The sequence below is a fragment of the Haloarchaeobius sp. HME9146 genome (assembly GCF_025399835.1).
GTDB lineage: Archaea > Halobacteriota > Halobacteria > Halobacteriales > Natrialbaceae > Haloarchaeobius.
Genome location: NZ_JAODVR010000002.1, coordinates 347,923 through 373,331 on the forward strand (window position 1 = coordinate 347,923; position 25,409 = coordinate 373,331).

General features: G+C 62.7%; 19 protein-coding genes. 9 read left to right on the forward strand and 10 right to left on the reverse strand.

All coding sequences use genetic code 11. The annotated features are described in order from the left end of the window. Positions 1 to 199 precede the first annotated feature (199 nt). Both N6C22_RS19500 and N6C22_RS19505 read left to right on the forward strand, forming a co-directional pair. Entirely contained in the window at positions 200 to 1,579 is a 1,380-nt protein-coding gene (locus N6C22_RS19500; RefSeq protein WP_261652877.1) for a hypothetical protein, read from the forward strand. 63 nt (positions 1,580 to 1,642) lie between these two features. After that, the gene (locus N6C22_RS19505; protein ID WP_261652878.1) at positions 1,643 to 2,536 is read left to right on the forward strand and encodes a hypothetical protein; all 894 of its coding nucleotides are present in this window, start codon (positions 1,643 to 1,645) and stop codon (positions 2,534 to 2,536) included. Between the two features lie 49 nt (positions 2,537 to 2,585). On the opposite strand, the gene N6C22_RS19510 is transcribed toward N6C22_RS19505, so the two are convergent. After that, positions 2,586 to 2,981 carry a DUF302 domain-containing protein gene (locus tag N6C22_RS19510; protein WP_261652879.1) on the reverse strand — a complete coding sequence of 132 codons (396 nt, stop codon included), beginning with the start codon at positions 2,979 to 2,981 and terminating at the stop codon, positions 2,586 to 2,588. Positions 2,982 to 3,281: 300 nt separating this feature from the next. Here N6C22_RS19510 and N6C22_RS19515 point away from each other — a divergent pair, with 300 nt between their 5' ends. Next, positions 3,282 to 3,665 (forward strand): DUF411 domain-containing protein, encoded by a 384-nt coding sequence (locus N6C22_RS19515; protein ID WP_261652880.1) that lies wholly within the window; start codon positions 3,282 to 3,284, stop codon positions 3,663 to 3,665. Between the two features lie 9 nt (positions 3,666 to 3,674). Here the strand turns inward: N6C22_RS19515 and N6C22_RS19520 are convergent, their stop codons facing one another. The 3 genes from N6C22_RS19520 to N6C22_RS19530 all read right to left on the reverse strand — a co-directional run bounded on the left by N6C22_RS19520 (position 3,675) and on the right by N6C22_RS19530 (position 5,220). After that, on the reverse strand, positions 3,675 to 4,001 hold the full coding sequence (locus tag N6C22_RS19520) for a hypothetical protein (RefSeq protein WP_261652881.1): 327 nt from the start codon (positions 3,999 to 4,001) through the stop codon (positions 3,675 to 3,677). Between the two features lie 86 nt (positions 4,002 to 4,087). Beyond that, positions 4,088 to 4,414: a hypothetical protein gene (locus N6C22_RS19525; protein ID WP_261652882.1), complete on the reverse strand. Its 327-nt coding sequence runs from the start codon at positions 4,412 to 4,414 to the stop codon at positions 4,088 to 4,090. A 380-nt stretch (positions 4,415 to 4,794) separates the two neighbouring features. Beyond that, the gene (locus N6C22_RS19530) at positions 4,795 to 5,220 is read right to left on the reverse strand and encodes an ester cyclase (protein WP_261652883.1); all 426 of its coding nucleotides are present in this window, start codon (positions 5,218 to 5,220) and stop codon (positions 4,795 to 4,797) included. 255 nt (positions 5,221 to 5,475) lie between these two features. Between N6C22_RS19530 and N6C22_RS19535 the strand changes: the two genes are divergently transcribed. Beyond that, the gene (locus N6C22_RS19535; RefSeq protein WP_261652884.1) at positions 5,476 to 7,287 is read left to right on the forward strand and encodes a hypothetical protein; all 1,812 of its coding nucleotides are present in this window, start codon (positions 5,476 to 5,478) and stop codon (positions 7,285 to 7,287) included. Positions 7,288 to 7,345: 58 nt separating this feature from the next. On the opposite strand, the gene N6C22_RS19540 is transcribed toward N6C22_RS19535, so the two are convergent. Together N6C22_RS19540 and N6C22_RS19545 are read right to left on the reverse strand one after the other, a co-directional pair. Continuing rightward, positions 7,346 to 7,516, reverse strand: coding sequence for a hypothetical protein (locus tag N6C22_RS19540; RefSeq protein WP_261652885.1), 171 nt, complete (start codon positions 7,514 to 7,516; stop codon positions 7,346 to 7,348). Between the two features lie 53 nt (positions 7,517 to 7,569). Further along, positions 7,570 to 8,178, reverse strand: a complete 609-nt coding sequence (locus tag N6C22_RS19545; protein WP_261652886.1) for a MarR family transcriptional regulator — start codon at positions 8,176 to 8,178, stop codon at positions 7,570 to 7,572. Between the two features lie 320 nt (positions 8,179 to 8,498). On the opposite strand from N6C22_RS19545, the gene N6C22_RS19550 reads away from it, so the two are divergent. Together N6C22_RS19550 and N6C22_RS19555 are read left to right on the forward strand one after the other, a co-directional pair. Continuing rightward, positions 8,499 to 8,909: an ester cyclase gene (locus N6C22_RS19550; protein ID WP_261652887.1), complete on the forward strand. Its 411-nt coding sequence runs from the start codon at positions 8,499 to 8,501 to the stop codon at positions 8,907 to 8,909. Positions 8,910 to 9,568: 659 nt separating this feature from the next. Continuing rightward, positions 9,569 to 11,563: a heavy metal translocating P-type ATPase gene (locus N6C22_RS19555; RefSeq protein WP_261653164.1), complete on the forward strand. Its 1,995-nt coding sequence runs from the start codon at positions 9,569 to 9,571 to the stop codon at positions 11,561 to 11,563. Between the two features lie 77 nt (positions 11,564 to 11,640). On the opposite strand, the gene N6C22_RS19560 is transcribed toward N6C22_RS19555, so the two are convergent. Then, complete coding sequence (locus tag N6C22_RS19560; RefSeq protein ID WP_261652888.1) at positions 11,641 to 12,765, reverse strand: mechanosensitive ion channel family protein; 1,125 nt, start codon at positions 12,763 to 12,765, stop codon at positions 11,641 to 11,643. A 115-nt stretch (positions 12,766 to 12,880) separates the two neighbouring features. Between N6C22_RS19560 and N6C22_RS19565 the strand changes: the two genes are divergently transcribed. Continuing rightward, positions 12,881 to 14,218, forward strand: coding sequence for a hemolysin family protein (locus tag N6C22_RS19565; RefSeq protein WP_261652889.1), 1,338 nt, complete (start codon positions 12,881 to 12,883; stop codon positions 14,216 to 14,218). A gap of 565 nt (positions 14,219 to 14,783) precedes the next feature. Next, positions 14,784 to 16,592, forward strand: coding sequence for an SLC13 family permease (locus N6C22_RS19570; RefSeq protein WP_261653165.1), 1,809 nt, complete (start codon positions 14,784 to 14,786; stop codon positions 16,590 to 16,592). Positions 16,593 to 16,974: 382 nt separating this feature from the next. On the opposite strand, the gene N6C22_RS19575 is transcribed toward N6C22_RS19570, so the two are convergent. From N6C22_RS19575 to N6C22_RS19585, 3 genes are all read right to left on the reverse strand, one after another. Then, positions 16,975 to 17,436 (reverse strand): hypothetical protein, encoded by a 462-nt coding sequence (locus N6C22_RS19575; protein WP_261652890.1) that lies wholly within the window; start codon positions 17,434 to 17,436, stop codon positions 16,975 to 16,977. Next, positions 17,429 to 18,256 carry a ParA family protein gene (locus N6C22_RS19580; protein WP_261652891.1) on the reverse strand — a complete coding sequence of 276 codons (828 nt, stop codon included), beginning with the start codon at positions 18,254 to 18,256 and terminating at the stop codon, positions 17,429 to 17,431. The genes N6C22_RS19575 and N6C22_RS19580 overlap by 8 nt, the downstream gene beginning before the upstream one ends. Before the next feature lie 1,416 nt (positions 18,257 to 19,672). Further along, the gene (locus tag N6C22_RS19585) at positions 19,673 to 21,364 is read right to left on the reverse strand and encodes a bacterio-opsin activator domain-containing protein (protein WP_261652892.1); all 1,692 of its coding nucleotides are present in this window, start codon (positions 21,362 to 21,364) and stop codon (positions 19,673 to 19,675) included. Positions 21,365 to 21,678: 314 nt separating this feature from the next. On the opposite strand from N6C22_RS19585, the gene N6C22_RS19590 reads away from it, so the two are divergent. Then, on the forward strand, positions 21,679 to 25,368 hold the full coding sequence (locus N6C22_RS19590) for a PKD domain-containing protein (RefSeq protein ID WP_261652893.1): 3,690 nt from the start codon (positions 21,679 to 21,681) through the stop codon (positions 25,366 to 25,368). Positions 25,369 to 25,409: the final 41 nt, after the last annotated feature.

Here is a 25,409-nt window from a genome sequence, read left to right on the forward strand (position 1 = left end):
TCACAGTGTCACGGCAAGAACTGTCCATTGGTGAACTGGTATGTGCACATTGTTAAGCGGCAACTTGTGTCAACAAGCACCACACCCTTTTTGCACACCACCTCACCGCTGTCTTGCGTTTACCGAATATCAATCGGCCAAGGTTTGACAATGGTCAACAGTATCATTTATACTCTTTCGGTCGTTAAAGGTCGGTAACATGAACAGACGGCACCTGCTGGGCGCGATCGCCACCAGCGTCCCGCTCGTCAGCGGGTGCCTCACCACCGTCGAAGCGCCGCCTGCCGAAGACGTGGGGAGCTACTCCCGACTCCTCGACCGCGACGACTTCGTCGACGACCCCGCGCAGGCAGACCGGACGGTCGAGCAGGTGCCGTTCGTCTCGCTCAAACCGGCCCCGTCACCACCACAGTCCCTGCCCGAGGCGGACCGCGTGTTGGCCGCGGAGGGGAACACCACGACCACTTCGAACACGACGAACTCCTCGAACACGACTGGACCGGCCAAGACCACGACACCGGAGCCGGTGCCCCCGCGGGAGAGCGACGACGGCTCCATCGACGTGACCGACGAATACTGGCAGGACAGAACGCACGTGAGCCGCTACAGCATCGACACCGTCACCGTCGATGTGTACCCGAACGAACCAGCCCTGAAGAGCGAGATGGCGAAGGTATGGGTCGGGGCGTTCGTCTATCCTCGCCAGAAGTTCGTGGCGGAGGGCACGAGCGAGCGGTTCGTCCGCTCGGAAGGCGAAACGACCGTCTCGGTCGACCTCAACCTCGACACTGCCCCCCGAGGTGAACGGCTGCACTACGTCGCCATCGTGCTCCCGGGCGATGCGGAGATCCGCTCTGCCCCCACGAAGCGAACCGAGTTCATCATGGAGACGGACCCGTTCATCATCTACCCCGATGACGACGAGGTCCGACGCGCCCCCAACAGCGGCGAACTCGAGAAGACGGTCGAAGACCGCGCCTCGCGCCACAGCATCGAGGGTGCATACCTCCAGACCCTCGCGGGCCGGACCGCGGGCACGGCCTGGACGGTGAGCTTCCTCGCGTTCAAATCCGCATACGACTACGCAGCGAGTCGCTCCCGCGGGCGCTCACGCCACGAGTACGTCAAGTACGAGCTACTGCAGGGAGCAGCCGACGAGCTCGCGAACCTGCTGGTCTCTGCGGCCGATTCCCACGGCATCACCGACCCGTTCCAGCAGGTCGAGTTCGCCATCGACTTCGTCCAGTCCCTCCCGTACGTCGCGGACGACGTGAGCAAGGGCTACGACGACTACACCAAGTTCGCGATGGAGACACTCGTCGAACTCGAAGGCGACTGTGAGGACACAGCTATCCTCCTCGCCTGCATCCTCGAAGCCGACCCCTACGGCTACGACGTGGTGCTCATCCAGCCCCCGGGCCACATGGCTGTCGGGCTCTGGTACGAGCACGACGGCGCGTACAAGTACCGCCTCGATGGCCGCGACTACGCGTACATCGAGACCACCGGGACCGGCTGGGGCATCGGCGACATCCCCGACCAGTACGCGGGAAAGCCGGTGAACTGGTACCAGGTCTGAGCGCGACAGGGCCACTTCCTCCACAAAGTATGTGCCAGCAGCTCGACCAATAACGCCCGAGCCATGTCCCTCGCCAGCTCACGCCGTCGCTTCCTCCAGACGGTCGGTTCCGCCCTCGTCATCGGTACTGCAGGGTGTCTCTCCGACCGCTCTCCCGGTACGGACACAGAGCCACAGACGAGTTCGGAACCCGTCGCGGAGACGACCAGCGGAACGACCACGACACAGCCCGAGGCGGTCACCCTCGCGGCTGGCGAGCCATACGACAGCCAAGCCGGCTGGTCCGTCGTCGTCGACCACGTCAGCGTCCAGCGCTGTTACGTCGAATTCGGGACCACACATACGGACCCGCGGTGCGGGGAGACGACACAGTTCGTGGTCGCCACCGTCCGGGTTTCCGGCGCTGACGCTCCCGATCCGGCCACCCTCGACATCGGTGTCGAATCCAGCCTGCAGGACGACGAGACCTACAGACGCCGTAACTACGCCGTCGGTGAGAACGACGAGGACGAGGTCGCACAGACCTACGCCTTTCCAGTCCCGTTCGACCCTGCGCCCACGGCGGCCTCAATCGTCTGGCGTGCCGAAGACGGACAGCAACCGACTGTCCGCTGGGAACTTTCCGAGCCACACCTCCAGCGACTCGCGAATCCACCACAGTTCGAGGTTCGAGCGTTCGACATGCCCGCCCACACCAGCGAGGGTGAACAACTCTCGGTGTCTGTCACCGTCGCCAACGTGGGTGCCCGAGACGGGACGTTCATCGCAGAACTCGGAGATGCTGCCATGTCGGACCAGCCCGAGATAGCAATCGAGGTTCCCGAAGACGAGTCCGTCACCGAAACGTTCGCCGTCGACGCTCGTTTCTCCCAGCGTGACGAGATGACCGTGGTCCTGCGCTGGGGCGACGATACGCTGACGCGAACCGTGACGAGGGGGACCACGACAACCGAATGAATGAAAAACCGGATGGCAGTACTGTCCTGTGCGCCGCCTGAATCCACCGTCAGGCTTCGGCGACGGTCGCCAGCACGCGCTCGAAGCGCTCGTGGACCTCTGCGGCGATGTCGTCGAGCGCCTCGTTCTCGGCGATACCGACGAGTTGCTTGGGGTCGACCGCACTCACCATCACGTCGCCCTCGTCGGTCTCGTAGACGATGACGTTGCACGGCAGAAGCGCACCGAGTTGGACGTCGGCGATCAGGCCTTCGTGTGCCAGCGGTGGGTTGCACGCGCCCAGGATGCGGTACTTGCGGAACTCCTCACCAAGCTTCTTCTCGAACGTCGCCTGCACGTCGATGTCACAGAGGACGCCGAATCCCTCGTCTTCGAGCGCTGTGAGTGTCGCGTCGATGGTCTCGTCGAAGGTACCGGGCGCTTCGGCTTGCATAGTATAGTCCATACACCACACTACTGGTTCACCGGCCTTAACGGTGTGGTTCGGCGGTAGGCTCGCTGATAGGTTCGTACGGCCCAGCGCTCACGGTCGGTATCGGCTCTCAGGCGGTCGATTCCTCAGGAAATCAGGGTAACCGACAATACCGATCCTGTCGTCTCTCTATGTAAGAGTACGATGACCAGTTCTAGCGAAACATCGGGGCCGCTGCGACGAACGGTTCTCAGAACAGCTGGCGTCGCGGCCGTCGGCCTCCTGGCCGGGTGTCTCGGGTCGGGGCAGTCTGACGTGTCCCCAGAGCCTGCCGTGTCAGAGCAGGTGAACGCCGTCACCCTGTACCGGAGTCCGACGTGTGCCTGCTGCCACGAGTACGCCGGTTACCTGGAGGGCAAACTCGGCTCGACGGTCGAGGTCGTCAACAAGGCGGACCTGAGCGGCATCAAGGCCGAGTACGGCATCCCCGAGAACGTGCAGAGTTGCCACACCGTCGACTGGGGTGACTACTTCGTCGAGGGACACGTGCCCTACGAGGTCGTCCAGCAATTGCTCGCAGCCGAACCAGAGATTGCGGGTATCGCGCTCCCAGGGATGCCGAGCGGGTCACCGGGCATGCCCGGTGAAAAGACGGAAGCGTGGCAGGTCTACGCGGTGCACGAGGACGGCTCGGTCGAGGAGTTCACCTCGTTCTGAGCGCCTGCCTCATCGAGACGAGTCCATGCGCTGTTCCTCGTTACTGCGGCCCGCGCGGGGACCCGAGTACCGTCGTTCTGCGCGCCTGTTTGCCCGACCCGCGAGGATCGAGTAGGCCAATACGAGCGGGAGGCCGAACAGCAGTCCCATCCAGAGCAGGCCCCAGAGTCCCATCAGGCCACCGAAGAGCCCCCAGCTGCCTCCACCGCCCATCATCGCGGCGTAGTCACCGCTCGGCTGGGCAGCGACCGGCCGGCCCATGACCACGAGCAGGGGGACGGCCAGTCCAGCGATTCGGCGAGCGATGCGGTTCGAGAGATCGGTGAGTTGAATCATGAGTTGTGAGCGGAGTGTGTCTGTTGGTGAGCGGAGTGTGTCTATGTTCGTCGTGCGAGTCAGCGAGGCCGAGTCACGAGATGGGCTCAGCAGCCGCGTCCCATACCGGCCATCCCGGGACCACGGGTGCCATCAGCCATGCCGGGGCCGTGAGCGCCGCCAGCCATGCCACGGCCCATCTCGTCCATGGAGCCACCCATGTGCGACTCCATCCACTCGACGGCACCCTCACCCATGTGCTCGGTCATGTGCGCTTCCATCCAGGTCGCCCACTCCGCGGCGGTCCCGTCGTACGGGGGCGCGTCTTCTGCGGCCGGGTCATCACCGTGGGCACCGACCACGGACACCCCAAACACGAGGGCGACGAGTGCGAACGATACTACCAGCCAGCGGCCGACGTTGAGTTTGGTCATTGTCCTTCTCCTCAAGTGGTCCTACGATGCCTCTGGGGTTATCGGCGTGGGTGTGAACACACGCAGGAGAACGTTCGAGAACGTGTATAGAGCGTTCTAATCGTTTCTCTCCGACGAGACCGTTCGTGCGTGCAGGATTCGACGGGGGCACCACACACCCCCAGCGACTGAACCGACCGGGAAAGGACAACCCAGGGTTCGAAACCTGAGGCTCGGCCATCAAGCAAGAACCAGATTGTAGAGTCACCGGCCGACGACCGAAGTCGTGGAGTCCACTTTGGAACTCCGAGACAGGTTGTGGGTATCGTGCTGGATAGAGGGCGCGAATCGGTCACTCGAACACTTCGGTCACAGGGCAGCGGAACGCTAGCTATCCCGAGTCAGACGACTGGGGATTCAATCGCGTCGAGTTGGGCGAGGAGGCTGAGCATATCCAACTGCACCCACTTGTCCGTGATCTTTCCATCGACGACTCGGACCATTCCCATCGCGGTGAACTCGACCTCGGTGCCAGTGGGAGCGAGCCCCTCGAACGTGCCGTCGTGCGTCCCGTTGGCAGTATATCGGAGTGAGACGAGGTCACCCTCCGCGATACACTCCTCCAGCGTGAGATGGGTGTCCGAAAACGCGTCGAAGAAGCCCCACTGGACCGTCAACAGGTTCTCGAGCCCGTTCACGTCGTCCGCCCCGTGGATGACGACATCCTCTGCGTGACAGTCCGCGAACCCAGCCTTGTCCTGCTCGTTCCATGTCCTGAACACCCGCTCGACAACGGCCTTGTTCGCTTCCTCAAGACTGGTTGACATACGTTCAGTACATCGAGCAGAACGATAACCGTTCCTTCGGCACGATAGAGAGCCGGGCGTCGATAGATTGCGGAGCGACGCCGCGTTGTAGGTGGGTAGCCTGGCGACGACGTGGCTGGAGATACCCTGTCCGGAACGCGAATCTGAGCGGTCGATCCTCCACCGAATCGAGGGTCGTCCGGCCCAAAATTATCAAGCTGGAAAAAATATTATTTTACTAACCTATATCCCCATGCAAGCCGTGTGGTCGTACTGATGGATGAGAACCGTCGGCCAACTTTCGAAGCGGTGGATACTCCCGGCACTACCCCTCTGGCGACACGCCGAGCGGTCCTCGCAGCCGGTGGCGCTGTTGCACTCGGGAGCCTCGCTGGCTGTACTGCGCTCGACGGGCTGGTAGACCGCGCCAGCGACGAGGCCCTCGGGGCCACGGAGGCATCGCCTGCCGCCTTCTACGCCGGTTCCACCACACTCACACCTGGTGACGACGCTGGTGGTGCGTTCACTAGTTTCCGAAGCGACCCGGCCGACGTCCGATACGTCCCACCGACCATACAGGCCGCCTCTCGAGCCATCGAGATCGACGGCTGGAGTACCAGCACGGCCACGAAGGCACAGGACTACAACTCCTCGCGCTCGAACAGACCGCGGACTATCTGGTGGCCCGGGCCCGACGACGATGACGGTGACGACGACACGGGGACGCTCGTCTCGGTACTCGATACCGAACGGGCGCTACTAATCTACGCCGACGCCGCAATCGAGGCCGTGGACAGTCAGTCGAACGACGACGCGAAGGCATCCCTCGACGCGTTCATCGACGGGACGACGGAAGTCAGGGAGAGACTCGAAGGCTGTCCCTCGGAGACCTGCCGCACCGTCTCCGAGAACGCCGACGTACGGAAGGGACTCGCCCAGGACGCGAGCACCGCCGTGGACGCGGGTGACTGGGATAGCGCGAGGAAGTCCCTCCAGCAGGCCCCTCGCATCGTCCAGGGCGATATCGACCGCATCCACGACGACCTCGACAGCGACGGCGATGGACTCGGAGACGGCACGGAATCACTCTATGCCTACCTCGGAGGGGAGCCAACAATCGGCGAACGCTTCGTCGTCAGCCTCCCCGATACCCGCGTGCGCGGTGACGGGCCCGCATTGGGCGATGAACTCACCCCACAGCGGGTCCTGGAGTACTTCATCGGCGACCACAACGCCAAGGGGTGTGCCGAGAGCGACCGCACCGTCGCCGTCCATCGAGCGCTATCGTGTCGAGACCTCCTCTCGGCAACGCTCACAGAAGGCCGTGGCACCGACAAAAGCGACAGAATGCGATGTGTCGTCGCGTTCCAGACGTCGGGCGGCGTCGTCGTTACCGGCTCATCACCCGACGCCGACGGCGCGGCACCGGTACTGTTCGTCTCGGATGACGGAGCCGTCACAACACCTGCGCAGCTCGATTCGTGGGGCGACGAACGGAGCGCCGGTGAGGCCACCGTCTCACAGACACTCGTCCGTCCCGTGGCTGCACAGCCGGCCGACTGCCCGTCTCCGATGCCCGCGCTGTTGTACATTCGGCGGATTCACCACAACGACCAGATACTGTACGCCGGCGGGTGGCTGATCGATGACGGCGCACTCTACGAGGATACTGCGACGCTCCTCGTCGGCGAAGGCCCCAACATCGTCGCGGGAGTCTCACGCTCGGATATCGAGGATGGTGGTATCGAGCTACAGTCGCGTGCCACGGTGCGCAAGAAGCCTGGGCGGACCAAGTACGGGAACATCACTCTCAGCGCCCCCTATGACCCGGACGCGGACTACCTTCCAGCCGGTGCCCAGCCAGTGTGCAGGGACGATGGGAACGTCTCCTACTGGGGGGTTCAATCGCGGGAAGCACTCGCCAAGGAGACTGGCACTGGCGATTGCGACGATGGCAATCCGAATGAGCCTCCGTCGTGTATCGTCACCGCACTGGATGCGCCGGTCCTCCATCTCGTCGGCGCGGCCGAGGTATCGAACGACGTGAAGTTCAAAGCAGGGGCAGAGCTGTCAAAAGCGGTGAACTGAGAGGATAGGCGTTCTCCGAAGCTGGGGAGACACAACACTGCCCCCACATCGTACCAATTCACCCAGTGAGTCGCGCCCTGACCCTCCCAAGCAACCCCCGCTTCTCCGAGTGGCTCGACGCACCGTCGGTCGACACCTGCTGCTCGCCGTTGTTCGCATCGTCCCCGGCCTCCTCCCGCTTTGCGGCCTCGTATTCCGCGATCATCTCGGGGATGTGCCGGTAGCACATACGACAGGATTGGGCCGCACGCGAGAAAATGGTTTGTGAATCGTTCCCAGCAATTACTGGCTGTGGCTCTGCTCGAGTTCGTCACTCGGGTAGATCCGGTACGTCCGCCCCTGCCGTTCGCGGTACAGCAGCCCGCGCTTTTCGAGCGCACTCACGGTCTGGCTGACCTTGCTCTTCGAGAAGTCGGCACGGTCGCGTAGCTCGATCTGCGTGATGCCGGGCGACGTGAGTACCGGCTCGAGGATGCGTCGCTCGTCCTCGGGGAGGAGGTCCAGCACGCGGCGGGATTGTGCTTCTGCGGACGTCGGTTCCGTGTCTTCCTCCTCATCTGCATCGGCTTCACCTTCGACGGTTGGTTCGCTCGGTTCGGCCTCGATTCCGCTCGTAGGTGCTGACGGACGCTCCGCGCCCGAATCATCGAGTGGGAGGTCACGGCGGACCACCAGGTAGACCCCACCGACGAGAGCCGAGACCAGGAGTGTCCCGAGCACGTACCAGAGCGGGTTCGTGCCGTGAACCGCCCCCATCGACGACCCCATCATCGACCCCATCCCGTCGAACGCCTGCTGTTGCTGGTACGCCTGCCAGGTGAGCGCGCCACCGACGACCCAGACGCCGGCGACGAGGGAGCCGACCACGAGGTCTGCCCGGTTCCTGTTCATGTACGACACCACGTGGGGTCTCGTCTGTTCATACTCCATACTTCGTGGTCTGTCCTTCTACCAGTTTTGGTCGACTTGCACAAGATTGCATCCTGGGCGGGCACAGGACAGCAATTCACGAACGTGGGCGAGACCAGGTGAGCTACCCGTTCATCCGCCTCGTGGATGCCATGGACTGGGAGCAACTGCGCGAGGTCGCCCTGCCAATCGTGGGTGTCGCCGAGAAGGTCACCGGTTTCACCCATTTTGGTTAATCCGCCACACGACATATGTTAACATGGTAAAGCACTATGTCTACCGGCTCCTCCACACCCAAGGAGATGAAGCGAACTACCGAAGAGATATACACGACCCTCCTCGAGAAAGGGGACCTCTCGGTTCTCGACACGGCCTTCCATCCAGAATACCAGGCGATCGGCGTCACTGGCCCTGAACCGATGAATCTCGACCAGTTCCGGACGTTCGTCAAGGAGTTGCGGACCGCGTTCCCCGACCTGACGATCACCTTCGACGAGGAGATCGCCGAGGGGAACAAGGTCGTCACCCCGCATACGATGGCCGGGACCCACAAAGGGGAGTTCATGGGTATCGCGCCCACGAACAAGAGATGCGAGGTCCGTGGGATGAGCCTCGACGAGTTCGAGAACGGCAAACTCGTTCGCTCCGAGAGTCAGTGGGATTCGCTCGGACTGCTACGCCAACTCGGCGCACTCCCGGAGACAATCAAGTAAGAGCCCCAAAGGGAGAGACCGATCCCGTCGAACACGTCGAAGTGGCGGTCGGCGGGACAGGACCCATTTGGTCAGCAGCTGCCTACGCGAGCGCGAGTCGCGGGGCAATGACATTCGTTCTTGAGAGAGGGGTTCGACGACTGGATGCGAACAAGGGCAGATCAGCGGCGAAGCGTTTCTAACGGACCTTAGATTGCAATGAATACCACTCCCGTTACCCGATGAATCGGCGGGAGAATCCGGATAAGAATGGATGGCGTAGGTACCAGTGTACACAGACGACCACCACAAAAGGGGGGGATGCACTGTGGACGCCGTCGGAATGTCGATTTGGTGCGACACGCCGGTCGATGTCGAGGACCGATCCGAACCATAGAGAAACGCCGCCTAGAGACCACATGAGCCATCATCCACACCACGAATCCCATGACGATCACCCGTCAGAACCTCGTCCGACATCCGGAGGGACGGTCCAGTGCTGTCGAGTCTGCCAACAGCGGGTGAAATCGTCGAGGCGAGAGACGGACCGACGAGCAGCCGCCGACCGCAGCCAGCAGGTCGACGACGGTGAACACCACGCTGCGGAAGAGCCCGAACACGACGCCCATGAACACGGCGACGGCCACCGGGCACACACGGACCACCGCGGTCACGAGGACATGTTCAGACGCCGCTTCTGGGTGTCGCTCGTCCTCTCGGTTCCGGTCATCTACTTCAGCGAGTTCGTCCAGAGCGTCTTCGGCTACACTGCTCCCACCTTCCCGGGCAGCGTCTGGATCGCCCCGGTCCTCTCGGTAGTCATCTTCGCCTACGGTGGAGTGCCGTTCCTCTCGATGGCCCGGACAGAGCTCCAGAACCGCGAGCCAGGGATGATGATGCTCATCTCGCTCGCCATCACCGTCGCGTTCGTCTACTCCATCGCCAGCCTGTTCATCGAGGGGACGACGCCGTTCTTCTGGGAGCTCGTCACGCTGATCGACATCATGCTGCTGGGCCACTGGATGGAGATGCGCTCGGTGCGCCAGGCCTCTGGGGCACTCGATGAACTGGCGAAACTCATGCCCGACACGGCCGAGCGGGTCAGTGACGACGGCAGCACCGAGGAAGTGCCCGTCTCTGCACTCATCGAAGGCGACGTAGTCCTCGTCCGTCCGGGGGCATCCGTCCCAGCGGACGGACAGGTCGTCGAGGGCGAGTCCTCGGTCGACGAGTCGATGATAACTGGTGAGTCCCGCCCCGTGGACAAGGAACCCGACTCGGACGTCGTCGCCGGGACGGTCAACCAGGACGGCAGCCTCCGGGTGCGCGTCACCAAGACCGGTGACGAGACCGCCCTGGCGGGCATCATGCGCCTCGTCGACGAGGCCCAGAAGTCGAAATCCCGGACGCAGTTGCTCGCAGACCGCGCCGCAGGGTGGCTGTTCTACGTCGCCCTCGCCGTCGCGGCCCTCACCGGGTTCGCCTGGGTCATCGCGACCGGCTTCAGCGTCGCCGTCCTCGAACGCGTCGTCACGGTCCTGGTCATCGCGTGCCCCCATGCGCTCGGGCTGGCCGTCCCGCTCGTGGTCGCCATCAACACGTCGACCGCAGCCAGGAACGGGATGCTCATCCGGGACCGCATCGCCATGGAGGAGGCCCGGAACCTGGATACGGTGATGTTCGACAAGACGGGGACGCTCACGAAGGGCGAACAGGGGGTCGTCGACGTGTTGGTCGCATCGGACGCACACCGCGAAGACGGCGGCACCGTCCACGCCGTCGACTGGGACGAGGACTGGGCGTTCGCGGTCGCAGCCGGGGTCGAAGGTGACTCCGAACACATGATTGCCCGGGCCATCCGGACGGCAACCGAAGAACGTGGTGTTCGACCGGCCCAGGTCTCGGACTTCGAGAACCTCCGTGGCCTCGGCGTCAAAGCAACGGTCGACGGTGACACCGTCCACCTGGGCGGCCCGAACCTTCTCGACAGGCTCGGTGTCGAGCGCTCCGAGGATCTCGTGGCGTTCGCCGAGGCGGCTGGCTCGAATGCCCAGACAGTCATCTACCTCATCCGGGACGAAGCCGAGGTTGCAGCGGCCTTCGCCCTCGCAGACGTCATCCGGGAGGAGAGTCGCCAGGCCATCGACGCACTCCACGCGATGGGCATCGAGGTCGCGATGCTGACCGGTGACTCCGAAGATGTCGCGAAGGCCGTCGCCGAAGAACTCGGTATCGACCAGTACTTCGCGGAGGTCCTGCCCGAGGAGAAGGACACGACGGTCGCCCAGCTCCAGTCCGAAGGAAAACTCGTCGCGATGGTCGGCGACGGCGTGAACGACGCGCCGGCCCTCACGAGAGCAGACGTGGGCATCGCCATCGGGTCGGGGACCGACGTGGCCATCGAATCGGGCGACATCATCCTCGTCGACAACAACCCGGTTGACGTAGTGCGGCTCATCAGGCTCTCGAGGGCCAGCTACCGCAAGATGCAGGAGAACCTCGTCTGGGCGACCGGCTACAACGTCATCGCGCTCCCGCTCGCTGCAGGTATCCTCGCCCCCATCGGCATCCTGCTCTCACCAGCTATCGGCGCGGTGTTCATGTCGCTCTCGACGGTCATCGTCGCCATCAACGCGCGTCGCCTCGGAACAGTGGACCTGTCGGTCTCGAGCTGAACCAGCCCGAGAGGGAAGTCGAGACTACCGTGGGGAGAGAGCGCCTGTACGACGACAACTTCGCGGACTGACTGGACTCACTTCGACTGGTCTCTCCGGGCCTCAGTTGGCTCAACATCCCGGATGCGAACTGCGTCGCCCGCTCCTCTCCTGGTGATTTCCCGCTGCGGGAAGGGAATCTTGATGCCTTCTCGTTTGAACGCGGATTTGACGCTGTGGATAACCGCCTGGACCGACTGCCACTTTCGCTGTGGTGTGGGGTTTTCTATCCAGAACCGGAGGTCGAGTACGACGGCTGAATCATCGAATCGAAGCGGAAAGACCTGGGGAGCAGGTTGGGTCATGATTTCGTCAAGGTCTGCAATCGCCTCAAGCGCGATATCCCCCGCACGCTCGGGGTCCACGTCGTAATCGATTCCGATTTCGACACGCTGTCGTAGCTTTCCCTCCACGCTTCGGTTGATGATCGTTCGGTTCCCGACGGCCTCGTTCGGGAGGATGACGTGCTCACCGTCGAGATTTCGTAGCCGGACGTGATTGACCGTGATTTCGGTGATGAAGCCTTCGTGGTCGCCGATTCTGACCCAGTGGCCGACATCGAACGGTCGTGAGAGCATCAGGACGAACCCCGCGAGGATGGACGCGAGCGTACTCTGGAATGCCAGGCCGAGAATAATCCCGAGAACCCCGGCACTCAACAGGAGATTGCTCAGTTCGAACCCCCAGAGTGCGAACGTTCCAAACACCGCGAGCGTGTAGAGGACGATCTGGCTGATGTAGAAGCTGACACGACGCTGGTGCGCCGATGTTACCTGAGTTGTGGAACGAGTTACGCCCAGAAGCAATCCTTTGAGAACACGTGTAACAGTGTACGCGGCGACGAAGAGAACGACCGAGAGAAGTACCCGGACACCGGTGTCGACACCGATCTGGACGAACCCTGCGATTTCCAGCGCGTCGGTCGTCGCATTCCACCTGTTCAACAGGACGAAGGAGACGAACGTAGCCAGGACGAGGAGAAGGCCCGCTCGCACGATTTCGGCGATCTCGGTTCGAACGTAGGACTGAAGATACGTTCCGAGATACCAGATCACTCCTCCGAGGACGATTGCGCCGGCGATGATCGTCAGGGTCTCGTCGAACGAAGGGCTGAACTGGAGCGGGACTTGAAGCGGCAGCAGACACCACGAGATTCCTCGCATGAGGCGTTCAAAGTCAAAGACGGGCTACGTTGATAAAGAACGGGTAATGTCGTGTTCCGCAGGTAGACCAGCGCGGTATCCGTCCCTACAAGTGTCCTCGCGTCCGTGATTGACTATGGTAGACCTGATCTCTCTCGGCGGACTGCTCCTCGCCTTCTTCCTCGTCATCATGAACGGGGTCTTCGTCGCTGCGGAGTTCGCGTTCGTCAAAGTCCGTCCCACGCAGGTGAACGCACTCGTCGAACGCGGCAAACCGGGGGCAGCACTCGTCCAGGAGGTCATCCAGAATCTAGATGACTATCTGGCTGTCAGTCAACTCGGCATCACGCTCTCCTCGCTTGGTCTCGGCTGGATCGGTGAACCGGCTGTCGCAGCACTCATCGACCCCGTCCTCGGCCAGGTGCTTCCTGCGGAAGCGGTCCACCTCGTCGCGTTCGTCCTGGGATTCGGGTTCATCACGTTCCTCCACGTGGTGTTCGGTGAACTCGCGCCGAAGACGTTCGCCATCCAGGAGGCCACGCGTGTCGCGCTCCTCGTCGCCCCGCTCATGAAGTTCTTCTACTACCTGTTCGTGCCCGGCATCATCGTCTTCAACGGGACGGCCAACTACTTCACCCGCCTCGCTGGTGTCTCCCCGGCGTCCGAGAGCGAGGAAACTCACTCCGAATCGGAGATCAGGATGATCCTCAGCCGCTCCGAGGAGACGGGGCACATCGACCTCGACGAAGTCGAGATGATAGAGAGCGTCTTCGAACTCGGGGATACGGTCGCCCGCGAGATTATGGTTCCGCGGCCAGACGTGGCGACCGTGACTGCCTCGATGCCGCTCTCGGAACTCCGGTCGGTTGCCGCCACCGGGCCGTACACGCGCTATCTCGTGCTCGACGAGGACGGGAATCAACCGCTTGGGTTCGTCCACGCCAAGGACATCCTGCGAGCGAGCGAAGTCGAGACGGGGCAGGACACGGCCACAGCGCGTGAGCTCGCACGAGCAGTCCTCACGGTCCCGGAAACGCGTCGGATTGACGCGATCCTCGCCGACTTTCAGTCGCGTGGGGAAGGCCAGATGGCAGTCGTCGTCGACGAGTGGGGCGTCTTCGAGGGCATCGTGACCATCGAGGACATCCTCGAAGAGATCGTGGGCGATATCCAGGACGAATTCGATACGGGCGTGCAAGAGCCCTCGATAGAGAAGAGAAGCGATGGAGCGTACGTCGTCGACGGAGGGGTTCCCATCCAGGACGTGAACGACCAGCTCGACGCTCGATTCGAGAGCGACGATGTCGAGACGATCGGTGGATTGGTCTTCAGTCGCCTCGGCAGGGTTCCCGAAGTGGGCGATCAGATCGAGGCGGACGACTACGTCCTTCAGGTCGATGCTGTCGAGGATACCCGAATCGAACGACTCGTGATTCAAACGGCCCAGGCGATGCAGGAGACGGACGACGAGTAGCGGCTGCGTACGTTCTGAGTGTGTCAACCATTACTACTCGGTTCGAAGAGCGAGAGGAAGAAGGGTTCTATTCGGACGGGTTGGCAATTATCTTTCACGTTGTCTATCTGGGCCCATCTGGGGCGTCACTCCTCAGGGTGTATCGAGACGATTGACTCACCCCCACACTCCGGGCACTGTTCGTGCATGGAATGAAAGCGTGCCTCACACGCTTCACACTGGTAGTCTGACTCCTTCGCAGCGGTCTCGGTAGCCGTCTGCTTGAACTGCTCGACTTGCCTTCCGACGCGTTTGAAAAATCCCATCCTCTATGGTAGCATGTGAGCGACAGGCGGAAAAGGGTTCGTAGGATGGCTGGTATCTGAGCGAACAGCCCACTTCGACAGAGAAACGAGGCGAGTGACTCGGGACTTCACCACCGGGGGAGCTCATGTCGTGTCACGCTACTCGCCTCGCCGGTGGGGATACCAGTCCTTTTCCCTCGTCAGCGTCTCAATGTCATGTGTCCTTCTCTACCGTTTCGTTGGCAGTCCAGGGCCTCGGCTCCCCGTCTGTAACGGCCGAGATGCTCGTCGTCTTCGCGCTCATTCTCCTCGCGCTCGTGTTGTTTGCCACCGAGTGGTTCCCTATCGACGTCACAGCGATTTTGATAATGGTTCTGTTGATGGTACTGGAGCCCTACACGCAGATTTCTCCACGGGAGGGAATCTCGGGATTCGCCAATCCTGCCACGATCACCGTCCTCGCGATGCTCATCCTGAGTACCGGGATCAACCGGACCGGCATCGTCCAACTGCTCGGTCGGAAGATGGCCGCATTCGCGGGGGGCAACCGCCGCAAGCAACTCGCGGCGACGATCGGCATCACCGGACCCATCTCGGGACTCATCAACAACACGCCGGTCGTCGCTATCTTGGTCCCGGTCATTAACGACCTCGCACACAACGGGAAGACCTCACCGTCGAAATTGCTGATGCCGTTATCGTTCGCCTCGATGCTCGGCGGCACGTTGACACTCATCGGGACGTCGACGAACATCCTTGCGAGCGATATCGCGGCCCAACTTGGGGCGGACTCTCCCGAGCTGGGTCTACACGCGTTCGGGATGTTCGAGTTCACCAAACTCGGTATCGTCGTGTTTGCGGTCGGCTCTCTCTATCTGATGACGGTCGGCGTCCGGCTGCTCCCCGAACGGATTCCCGCTGACGAGGACCTCGTCGAGGAGTACGCCCTCCAGGAGTACCTTGCGGACGTCGTCGTTCCAGCAAACTCGTCGTTGGTCGGGCAGACGGTCGAGGAAGCACTGGGGGACGATGAACTGGACATCGACGTGTTACAGCTGCTCCGATACGGCGAGCGCTTTTCGGAACCGCTCGCTCGCAAGGAGATCCACGAGAACGACACGCTCAGGCTCAGGACGAACCGGGAGACGCTCGAACACATCATGGAGACGGAAGGCCTCACACTGTCGGGCGGTCCCCGGACTGAAGACGACCTGCATCCCGACGACGAAGAACCGGTCCTCGTCGAGATCGTCGTCCCATCGGGGTCGTTCCTCGTCGGCGAGACCCTCGCGAGTTCGTCGTTTCGACAGCGCTACGACGCGAATGTCCTGGCCTTCAGAACCCGCGGTGACGTCGTCCGAGACCGGTTCGAGGACATCCGTATCCGGGTCGGTGACACGCTCCTCGTACAGGCACCGCCCGATAGCCTCACCCGCCTCGTCGAGAACGAGGACTTCATCGTCGCCCACGAGTTCGACGAGGTGACCTACCGAAGCGACAAGATTCCGTTCGCGGTCGGAATCATCGCCGGCGTCGTCGCACTTCCGGCACTGAACATACTGCCAATCGTCGTCTCTGCGTTAGCAGGGGTCGTGGCGATGGTATTCACCGGCGTCCTGAAACCGACTGAACTCTATTCGTCGGTCGAGTGGAACGTGATCTTCCTGCTCGCCGGCGTCATCCCGCTTGGCATCGCGCTCCAGCAGACGGGGGCGGCAGCGCTGCTGGGGGATGTGGTCGCCTCGACTGGGACGTTCTTGCCAGCAATCGGTGTCCTCTGGGTGTTCTACGTCGCGACTGGCCTGTTGACAAGCGTCATCAGTAACAACGCGAGCGTCGTGTTGATGATTCCTGTCGCCGCCAGCGCGGCCCAGTCGATCGGTGCGAACGCGTTCGCGTTCGTCCTCGCCGTGACATTCGCCGCCTCGACGGCGTTCATGACGCCGGTCGGCTACCAGACGAACCTCTTCGTCTACGGGCCCGGTGGCTACAAGTTCTCGGATTTCATCCGCGTTGGTGCGCCATTACAGTTGCTCCTGTCGTTCGTCACTGTCCTCGGCATCGCGTTCTTCTGGGGCGTCCGTGCATGAGATGTGTTCTCCCTCGCTCCCGGATGCCCAGCGAACGCTGAGAATCGTTGTTTTCCGTAGAGCTATCGGAGAGTTCACGACAGAGATGAGCGAACCACTTCACTCTTCCACGAGGTGGGCATCAGTCACTTTTAGCGGATGAACGCGGTCTCTCGGGATGTCTGTGTACTGGTTGTCGCCGTGATTAATCTGGCTGTGGCCGTCTCGATAGTTCAGCTTCTCATCGGTAATGCCAGTCCCACCCTGATATTGTGGGGAGGACACGCGAAGCGGTGTTTGAGTACACTATCAAACTGCGTCGGCCGTCTGCATCCAGACCATCCGTCTCAATCACGGGCCCAGGAGATTCCGTATCGCGATATACGGTGTATATCTGGTGTTTCTACTCCTCGCGAGCGTCGATTATCTCATCGATAAGCGCGTCAGTGTCCGAAGCAGCCACTCTGAACACCGCATCGTAGAACTCGCGTCCGGTCAGACTGCGAACGTCGTGTTCGGTCCGGAGCTGTGCATCGACGAGCGCCTGTGCGTCTTCGAGCCCCTCGATAGTCTGCTCGCGCACGTACACGGTCTTCTTCTTGGTTGCGTCGAACGGGAACGCGGCCGGGTCGGTATCTTCAGCTTCTTCGTCGTCGCTCTCGTCCGTGTCGGCGTCCGCCTCCCGAGAATCCCCATCTTCCGCCTCTGACTCCGGGGGTTCAGGCTCCGATTCGGTGTCCTCGACGGACGCCGTCTCCTCCACACTCGGTTCCGGTTCTGGCTCTGGTTCCGTGGAATCCTCCGTCTCCGCTTCGTCACCCTCTACGACCTCGCTCAGCCCCGCGAATCGGTTGTCGTCAGGCATCCTCGACACCTCCCGCTTCCACGACGCCGGCAAGCTCGTCGAGCCTGCCGAGCATGTCGCTCTCGGGGTCGTACTGTGCGAGGGGCTGGCCCTCACGCCAGGACCGCCGGAACGCGATGCGCTCGCGGATACCCGGCCCCGGGGAGTCGGGGTCGTCGAAGTGTGCAGAGCGGCCGAACCCGGGGAGGTATTCACCGAACTGTGACTCCTCGAGGTCGGTGATGATGCGCTTCTCCTCGTTGGTCCCCGAGGTCGCGTTCGGGACGATGGCGAGGATGTCCAGATCGATCTCCTGGCGGATGGGGACGATCTGCTGTTTGAACATGCGCTCGAACCCGCTCACGCTGGGTTCGCTCATCCGGAGCGGGACGATAACGTGCTGGCTCGCGATGAGTGAAGCGTCCGAGAGCGGCCCGAGGTTCGGGGGTGAGTCGATGACGATGTAGTCGTACTCCTCACCGAGCAGTGGTTCGATGACCTTGTTCCGAATCCAGAGTTCGCCGAAGGTCGCGCTTCGAATCGTGTTCTCGACGCCATCGAGGTCCTCGTTCGCGGGGAGGACGTCGAGGGTCTCGGTCTCCCGGATGATGTCCCCGAGCGTGGCATCGCCATCGTCGACGAGCACGTCCCCGATGTGGGTGTCGGCCGTGTAGGCCTCTGCCAGGCCAAGGCCTTCGGTCGCGTTCCCTTGCTGGTCGAGGTCGACGAGCAACACGTCGTGGCCTCGGTTCGCGAGTCGTTCGGCGAGGTTGATGGCGATCGTCGTCTTCCCGACGCCGCCTTTCTGTAGGGCGACGCTTACCGCGCGTGGTGTGGTCATTGGTGGTGGAATGTGTACACTGTGTAGACGGTTCGCACTGCCCGGCAGACCAATACGGCCTGCAACGCCGACACAGAGAGGACAGTCGACACCGTGTCGAATGTCTACACTGTGTGGGCCGTCCGGGCAGTGCGGGCGTTCCGCACGGTCAGTACCGTCTCCACCCGGTGACTTAACGGTATCGCTGACAGTTCAGACAGTCAAGACAGTCCACACTGTGTAGACGGTGTGAAACTCCGATAGAGCCTCGGCAGTCTCGAACGTGAACACATCGACCGCGGTTTGCACATCCCCGGCATCCTACACAGTTCGAACTGTGTAGACAGTCCAAACTGTGTTTCTGGATATCGATCACCCAGCAGAGTCGCCAGTAGCAGGAGCCCACTGTGCGAGTAGTTTGGACTGTCCACACAGTGTAGACGGTTTCGACAGCCCGCACTGGGTGTACGGTTCGGCAGCCAGCTGGACTCGAGAGCGATCGCCAGAGATTGAAACCACACTTAGACAGTTCACACATCTCACACTGTGTTGTTCAACCTGTTTCCTAGAAGAAGCCGTAGACGCATTCTAGGCGCCACCTACACAAGCAATGTCCAGACTGTGTAGACATTGTGATTCTCAGTCTGTAGCCGAACCTCCGAGATCACCAACACAAACAGTCCAGGATGTGCAAACGATGTGGACTTCGAGCACGGCCCAGCTGCCGCCCACCGTCTGGACTGCTCGCCCCGTCTCGACGGTATACAACGCGACCACATTCCCCACAGTCCACAACGCGTACACCGTGTGAGATTTGTAGACCGTATGCACAGCACGCACATCTGGAGCAGTGTAGTTCACGAAGACCGTACAAACAGCCCAGACGCCGTAGACGGCACACACCGTGTAGACCATACACACAGTGTGAACATTGTACACATCCTCGACTGTGACCGCAGTCTGATGGCAACCGGGATGTCCGGGCATCGTGCACAGTCCTAACAGTCCAGACAGTCCACACAGTCCACACCATCCACACATTTCAGACTGGGGAGCACCTAGTACGCATCGTGGACAGCGCACGCAGCCCAGGAATTCTACGCCGTTTACACAGTTCACACATCGTACACTGTCCTTGGGGCATCATCCACGGAATTCCGAGTGGCCAGTTCAGACAGTACAAACATCGCAAACTGTGTGAGCCGTTTACGAGGTTCGCACAGCTCACGAGGCGCGGCGAAACCTGAACCCAATCACTGTCCCAAACCATCAGGCCATCGCCTGCGATTTCAAATCGTGATGGCCAGATCGAACCTTCGACAGAAAGCAGTGCAGACCTCATCAGATTTCCACACAGTTCACACCACCCACACCGTGTAAACTGTGCATACAGCCCAACGGTATGCACTCGTTCACGTCCGACTCTTGCAGGAATGTTCAGCGCTCGTCCAGGATAGCACGAAGAACGGAGCGCTCTGCCTTCCGGAGGTGGGCGTGCAGCGTCGACGGCGCGATTCCGATGGACGCCGCAACCTCCTCGGCAGTGCTCTGGCGGGGCCAGTCGAAGTAGCCCGCTCGGTACGCCGTCTCGATAGCCTCGCGTTGGCGGTCGGTCAACCCATCCAGCGGTGCACCGAGGTCGAGGTGGTCGGCGACAGCCCGGTCGCGTTCATGCTGGGAGATGAGTTCGCCCCCGGAGAGAACCGAAGTCACGCGACTGGCCAGCGCCCGGACATCGATGTCGGCGGATGCTTCCAGAACGAATCGGCAGACACCATCGATTGCCTCCGTTCGGCACAGCATCGCACCGGCCTCGGCCAGCAACTCGAACAGTTCGGAGCGTTCGAGTGCGTATTCGAGCAACCCATCGCCGGGGTCGTCACGGATGATGCGGACTGATTCGACGTTAGACTCTTCGAGGCCAGCTTCACGAAGACGGCCAGAGTCCACTCCCGAGGACGAGACGTAGACCAGCCACGAGCCCGACCGGGTGATGTGATAACCCTCTATAGACAGCGCACATTCGAACCGGGCCGAGTCACGGACGAGGAAGACGTCCGAATCGGTGATGCGGAACTCGAGTTCGACGACCGCATCGGCGTAGAGCAACCGCTTGCTCTCGGTAGCGTTGATGGCGAAGCCAACCGTCTCACCAAGCAGTTCGAACCACGCTTGCTCCCGGGGGGTGAACGCGTCCGGCTCCCCAGAGTAGACCGTCAGCACGCCGTACACCGACCCGCCGTGACAGAGCGGGGTTGCAAGGGCGGAACGAATGTCGGCCCCACCAGCTGCTTCTGACCACAGACCACACGACGTGTCAGCTGCGATATCGTGTGCGACCTGACTTGTGCCAGTGTCGTACACGCGCTCGCACATGACGTCTCCCAGTTCGACCGAGTCAGCTGTCGCGACCGACTCCAGTACGCCAGCGTCCTCGCCTGCACACGCCCGAACGTGCATCGCCCCAGCGCGCCGGGTGCCAACCCAGGCGAACCGGTACCGTGACGATTCGACCAGCGACTCGCAAGCGATGGCTTCGATATCGCGACGGGTGCCGGTCTGGCCCAGTTCACTGACGATCGTCGACAAGAGGGCCCCGATGTGGTCGAGGGTGGCCAGTTCCTCACGTCGGCGCGCCAGCTGGTCGTGGCCCACCGTATACGACCACTCGTTTCGGCCCCTCCCGTATCCACCACGGCCAGCTCCAGAGACCTCGTTCGCCGTGGCTGGTCCAGGGGCCTGCCAGGCCGATGCGGGGCGTGCGACGATTGCCGCGGTGTCCAAGCCGGTCCGGTAGAAGGTCAACTGAACGACTGCATCCTGTCCACCCGCGTCCCCAGTCTCCCCCAGTTTCGAGCCGCCATCCTTGCGCAGCCGGACCCGGACCGTCCTGGTTTCGGACCCTTCGCCAGCAAACGTCTCGCCGAGTGCCTGTTCGAGAGCATCGTGGTCGGACTCCACATACGGTGCAGTCACGTGTCCACCCACGAGAGCTGCCGGGTCGTCGTACCCGTGGAGCGTGGCGAACGACCCGGCAACCGACTCGAACGACCGGCCCACGACGGTCGCCGCCCCCGTCGAATCCGAGAGCGAGGGAACACCCTCCTGTTCTCCCCTCCGGAAATCCATAATCGGTACACGAAAGCAGGACATTTCAAGATTGTGACCGTGACACGAAGCACGTAGCGTCTACATTATTACCGATAACTCCCGTCACGTTGGTGTATGTCTGGGGTGGAACGCGGGCAGCGGTTTCGTGGGGCTAAGAACAGCGATATCGCAGTTTTGAACGGTTACCCACCCCGTTCGGTTCAGCGCGCGAGCCGCGGAATCGATGTCGAGACTCGCGACGAATCCGACGAACGCTCGCGAAACACGAGAAAACACATACGAACCGAAACATGTCGGTTACACCCTGCGGATTGCAGTGAGGACGGCCGCCGATGACCGATGACCCCGGCCGCGACACACGGCTCCTCGTTACCATCCTCTTCGCCTGCCTTGTACTCGCAGGCATCGCCATAGTCGGCCCGGCAGTTGCAGGGGAACCAGCGACTGCGGTCGATACCAATGGGTCACTGTTCGTACCGACCGCCTCCTGCTCACTGTCCGAGCAGTACCCCGAGCCCGGTGAATCCGTGAGCATCTACGCGTTCGACTCCCAGAACGCCGATTCGTACCGGTACGACCTCGACGGCGACGGCTCACCAGACACCCAGTTCACGCAGTACCAGTTCTACACGACCAGCTACTCCGAAGGCACCTACCAACCGGTCGTGTACGCGTACAACGAGACGAGCGAGGAGAGCGCAACCGCGACCTGCCCGGAGATGCCTGTCGCGCCGAACGAGCCGCCGAATCCACAGCTCACGTACGACCCGTCGAACCCGACCACCGGCCAGACGGTCACCTTCGACGCGACCGGGTCCGCGGACGCGGACGGCGACATCACGGTGCTCCAGTGGGACTTCGGCGCTGACGGCAGCTACGAGGTGAACGAGAGCACCGAACTCGGCATCGACGGCACCGAGACCCGGACCTACGAGACGCCCGGGACCAAGCGCGTCCGCATCACCGTCCACGACAACGACGGCGCGACCGACAGCACGACCATCGAGTTCACGGTCGATACGCCACAGGCGAGCCCGACGCCGTCGTTCGACTACTCGCCCCAGCCTGCGGTCGCCGGGGAGCCGACCACGCTTGACGCCAGCGACTCGTCGGACCCTGACGGGACCATCGAGAGCTACCGCTGGGACTTCGACGGCGACGGCGTCACCGACTTCGTGACGAACGACTCGGTCGCGACCTACGAGTACGCGTACGACGAGAGCGGCGCTGGCTACGCCGTCACCGAACTCACGGTCGTCGACGACCAGGGGAACACGGCGACGACGGCACGGGACATCGAGATCATCGAGCCCGACCCGGTGGCGCGGTGTTCGCTCTCCAGCACGGGCATCGAACCCGGGCAGTCGGTCACCATCGACGCCTCGGCCTCGACGAACGCCGACCAGTACCAGTACGACACCGGGAGCGGTTCCTTCGGTGACTTCACGACAGAGCCCAAGCGCACCGTCACCCTGAACGAGGTCGGTGAGTACGTGATTCGCGTCCGCGTGTGGGCCAACCCGTCGGAGCGGAGCAATACGACCGACTGCGGCACGGTCACGGTCGCCCGGTCCAACGTCGAACCGACCGCGGAGTTCGAGCACTCCCCCATCGGCCCGAGGACCGGGCAGACGGTGACCTTCGACGCCTCGGCCTCGACCGACCCGGACGGGAGCATCCAGACCTACCGCTGGGACTTCAACGGCGACGGGACTGTCGACAACACCACGTCCAGCCCGACGACGACCCACACATACAACGGTCCGAACGCCTACCTCGTGCAACTAACCGTCGAGGACAACGCCGGGGCGACCGGGAACACGACCGGCGTGGTCGACGTGAACCCGGGTGAAGAACCAATCGCCCGCTGTCAGGTCACCCCGCAGTCCGCCCAGGTGGGCGAGACGGTCACCATCGACGCGAGCGCGTCCGAACGCGCCGACGACTACCAGTTCGACACGGGGAGCGGATCCTACGGCGACTTCACGCAGAACGCGACCACGACGGTCATCTACGACGAACCAGGCACGTACTCGCCGCGTGTCCGGGTGTTCACCTACCCGAGCGAGCGCTCCTCTGAGGTGGAATGCCCGACCGTGACCGTCACCCAGAAGAACCAGCCACCAACTGCGACGTTCACGGTCACCCCCTCGGTCCCCAGTGGGGGTGAGCAGGTGACCTTCGACGCCTCGAACGCGACTGACGCCGACGGACAGGTCGTCACCTACCACTGGGACTTCGACGGTGACGGAACCACGGACACCACGACCCAGCAGCCGGTCGTGACCCATACCTACCAGAACGAGACGAGCGTCTCGCCTGCCCTGATCGTGGTCGACGACGACGGCGCGACCGACCGAAGTCGCCAGCTGCTCGAACCCGACAACTCCCCACTGGAGGGCATCCCTGGTGGGTCCTTCGTCGAGTTCCCGTTCCCACCGTGGATACTCATCCCCGGCGTCGGCGGTGGCCTCGGAATGGGCTACCTCGCCTGCCGGCTCCGGTCCTCACCGACGCCGAGCCCCAAGCCAACTCCCCGGACCACGCCCGACGATGACCTCGACATCCCCTCGCACCTCCCGAAAGGCGGTGCCGCAGGCGGGGCGGCTGGCGGTGGAATCTCTGACTTCGCGAGTGGGACCTTCGAGACGCCGGAATCCGGCGAGACGGTCGCCGTCACCGACCTCGGGTTCGAGCCCGACCTCGTCCTGTTCACGGCGACGAACAACGTCTCCCGGAATGACCACGAGGTCCAGCGGACCGACGGCTGGACCTACGGGAAACTCGCCCGGGCGGACGACGGCACCCTCACCCAGAACGTCGTCAGCGTGGCGACCGACGCCAGGACCACGGAAAGCGCGGTCGGCGCGAACCAGACCGGGATGGTCGTCGACCTCCTCGTCCACGACGACGAATCGGCAGGAGGGCTCGCTGGCTCCGTGACCAAGACGACCGCGGGCGGGTTCGAGATCGCCTTCGATGGTGACTCACTCCCCGACCGCCAGCAAGCCGAGGGCTTCACCGTCCTCTTCCAGGCGTTCAAGACCGACGACGACGCCGCGGTGGAGGTCGGCTACTTCCCGACCCCGACCGAGCCAAGCGTCCAGTCGGTCGACCTCGGCATCGACGCCAGCTTCGTCGCCCTGACCGCGACCAACGCGGTCACCGCGGCCGACACGGCATCGGTCACCGACGCGGCAATCGGCGTCTCCCACGGCGAGGCCGTCAAATCCCCCGCTGGCGCAGTCCAGCAACACGTCGCTAACAGCACGGTCGTACCCGGAACGGTGGTCCGGAACGGCTACGCCGGCTACCAGGACCGCGCCCTCCACCTGCTCGACGGGGTCGGCGACGACCTCGACGCCCGGACCTCGGCACGGGTCACCGACCTCGGGGAGACGATGGAACTCACCTACGACGAGGTCGCCGCTGGCGAAACCGGCGGGCCACTCATCACCTACCTCGCCGTCGAGACCGCCGAGCACCGGACCCCCGCTGTCGGCCACTTCCGCGTCCCGGCACCCGACGCGGACTACCCGACCAGAGTCGAGGTCGGGTTCGACCCCGCGATGGTCGAGCTGACCACCTGCAACCTCGACGTGCTCGGCGCGGACCAGGTCGTCGCGGACCACTCCTTCGGCTTCGGCTGGTCCCACGGCGTCGCCATGCCCGATGCCGACGGCGGCGTCGCCCACCACCTGCTCCACGGGTCCCTGGAACCGGACGACGTGTTCGGACGGGTCCTGCCACCGGTGGTTGATGAGGGAGGTGCCCAGCACGCCGCGGCAGACGGCGGGATGTCCTCGGGTGTGCGGACCGAGGGCACCCCGGCTGCCGCCCGTGTGCTTGCTCTGGACGACGACGGGCACGTGACTGGGCGTGACGACGTGCTGGTGTCGGCAACGACTTCGACGGGATTCCAGGTCGAGACGACTGGTGTGAGTACCGGACGACGGAACACCGCGAGCGAGGTCAGGCCGGTGGTTTTCTACCGGGCGTGGCCGCACGAGGGAGAACTATGAACACGACTCTACGTCGATTCCAGGGAGACGACTGGCGAACC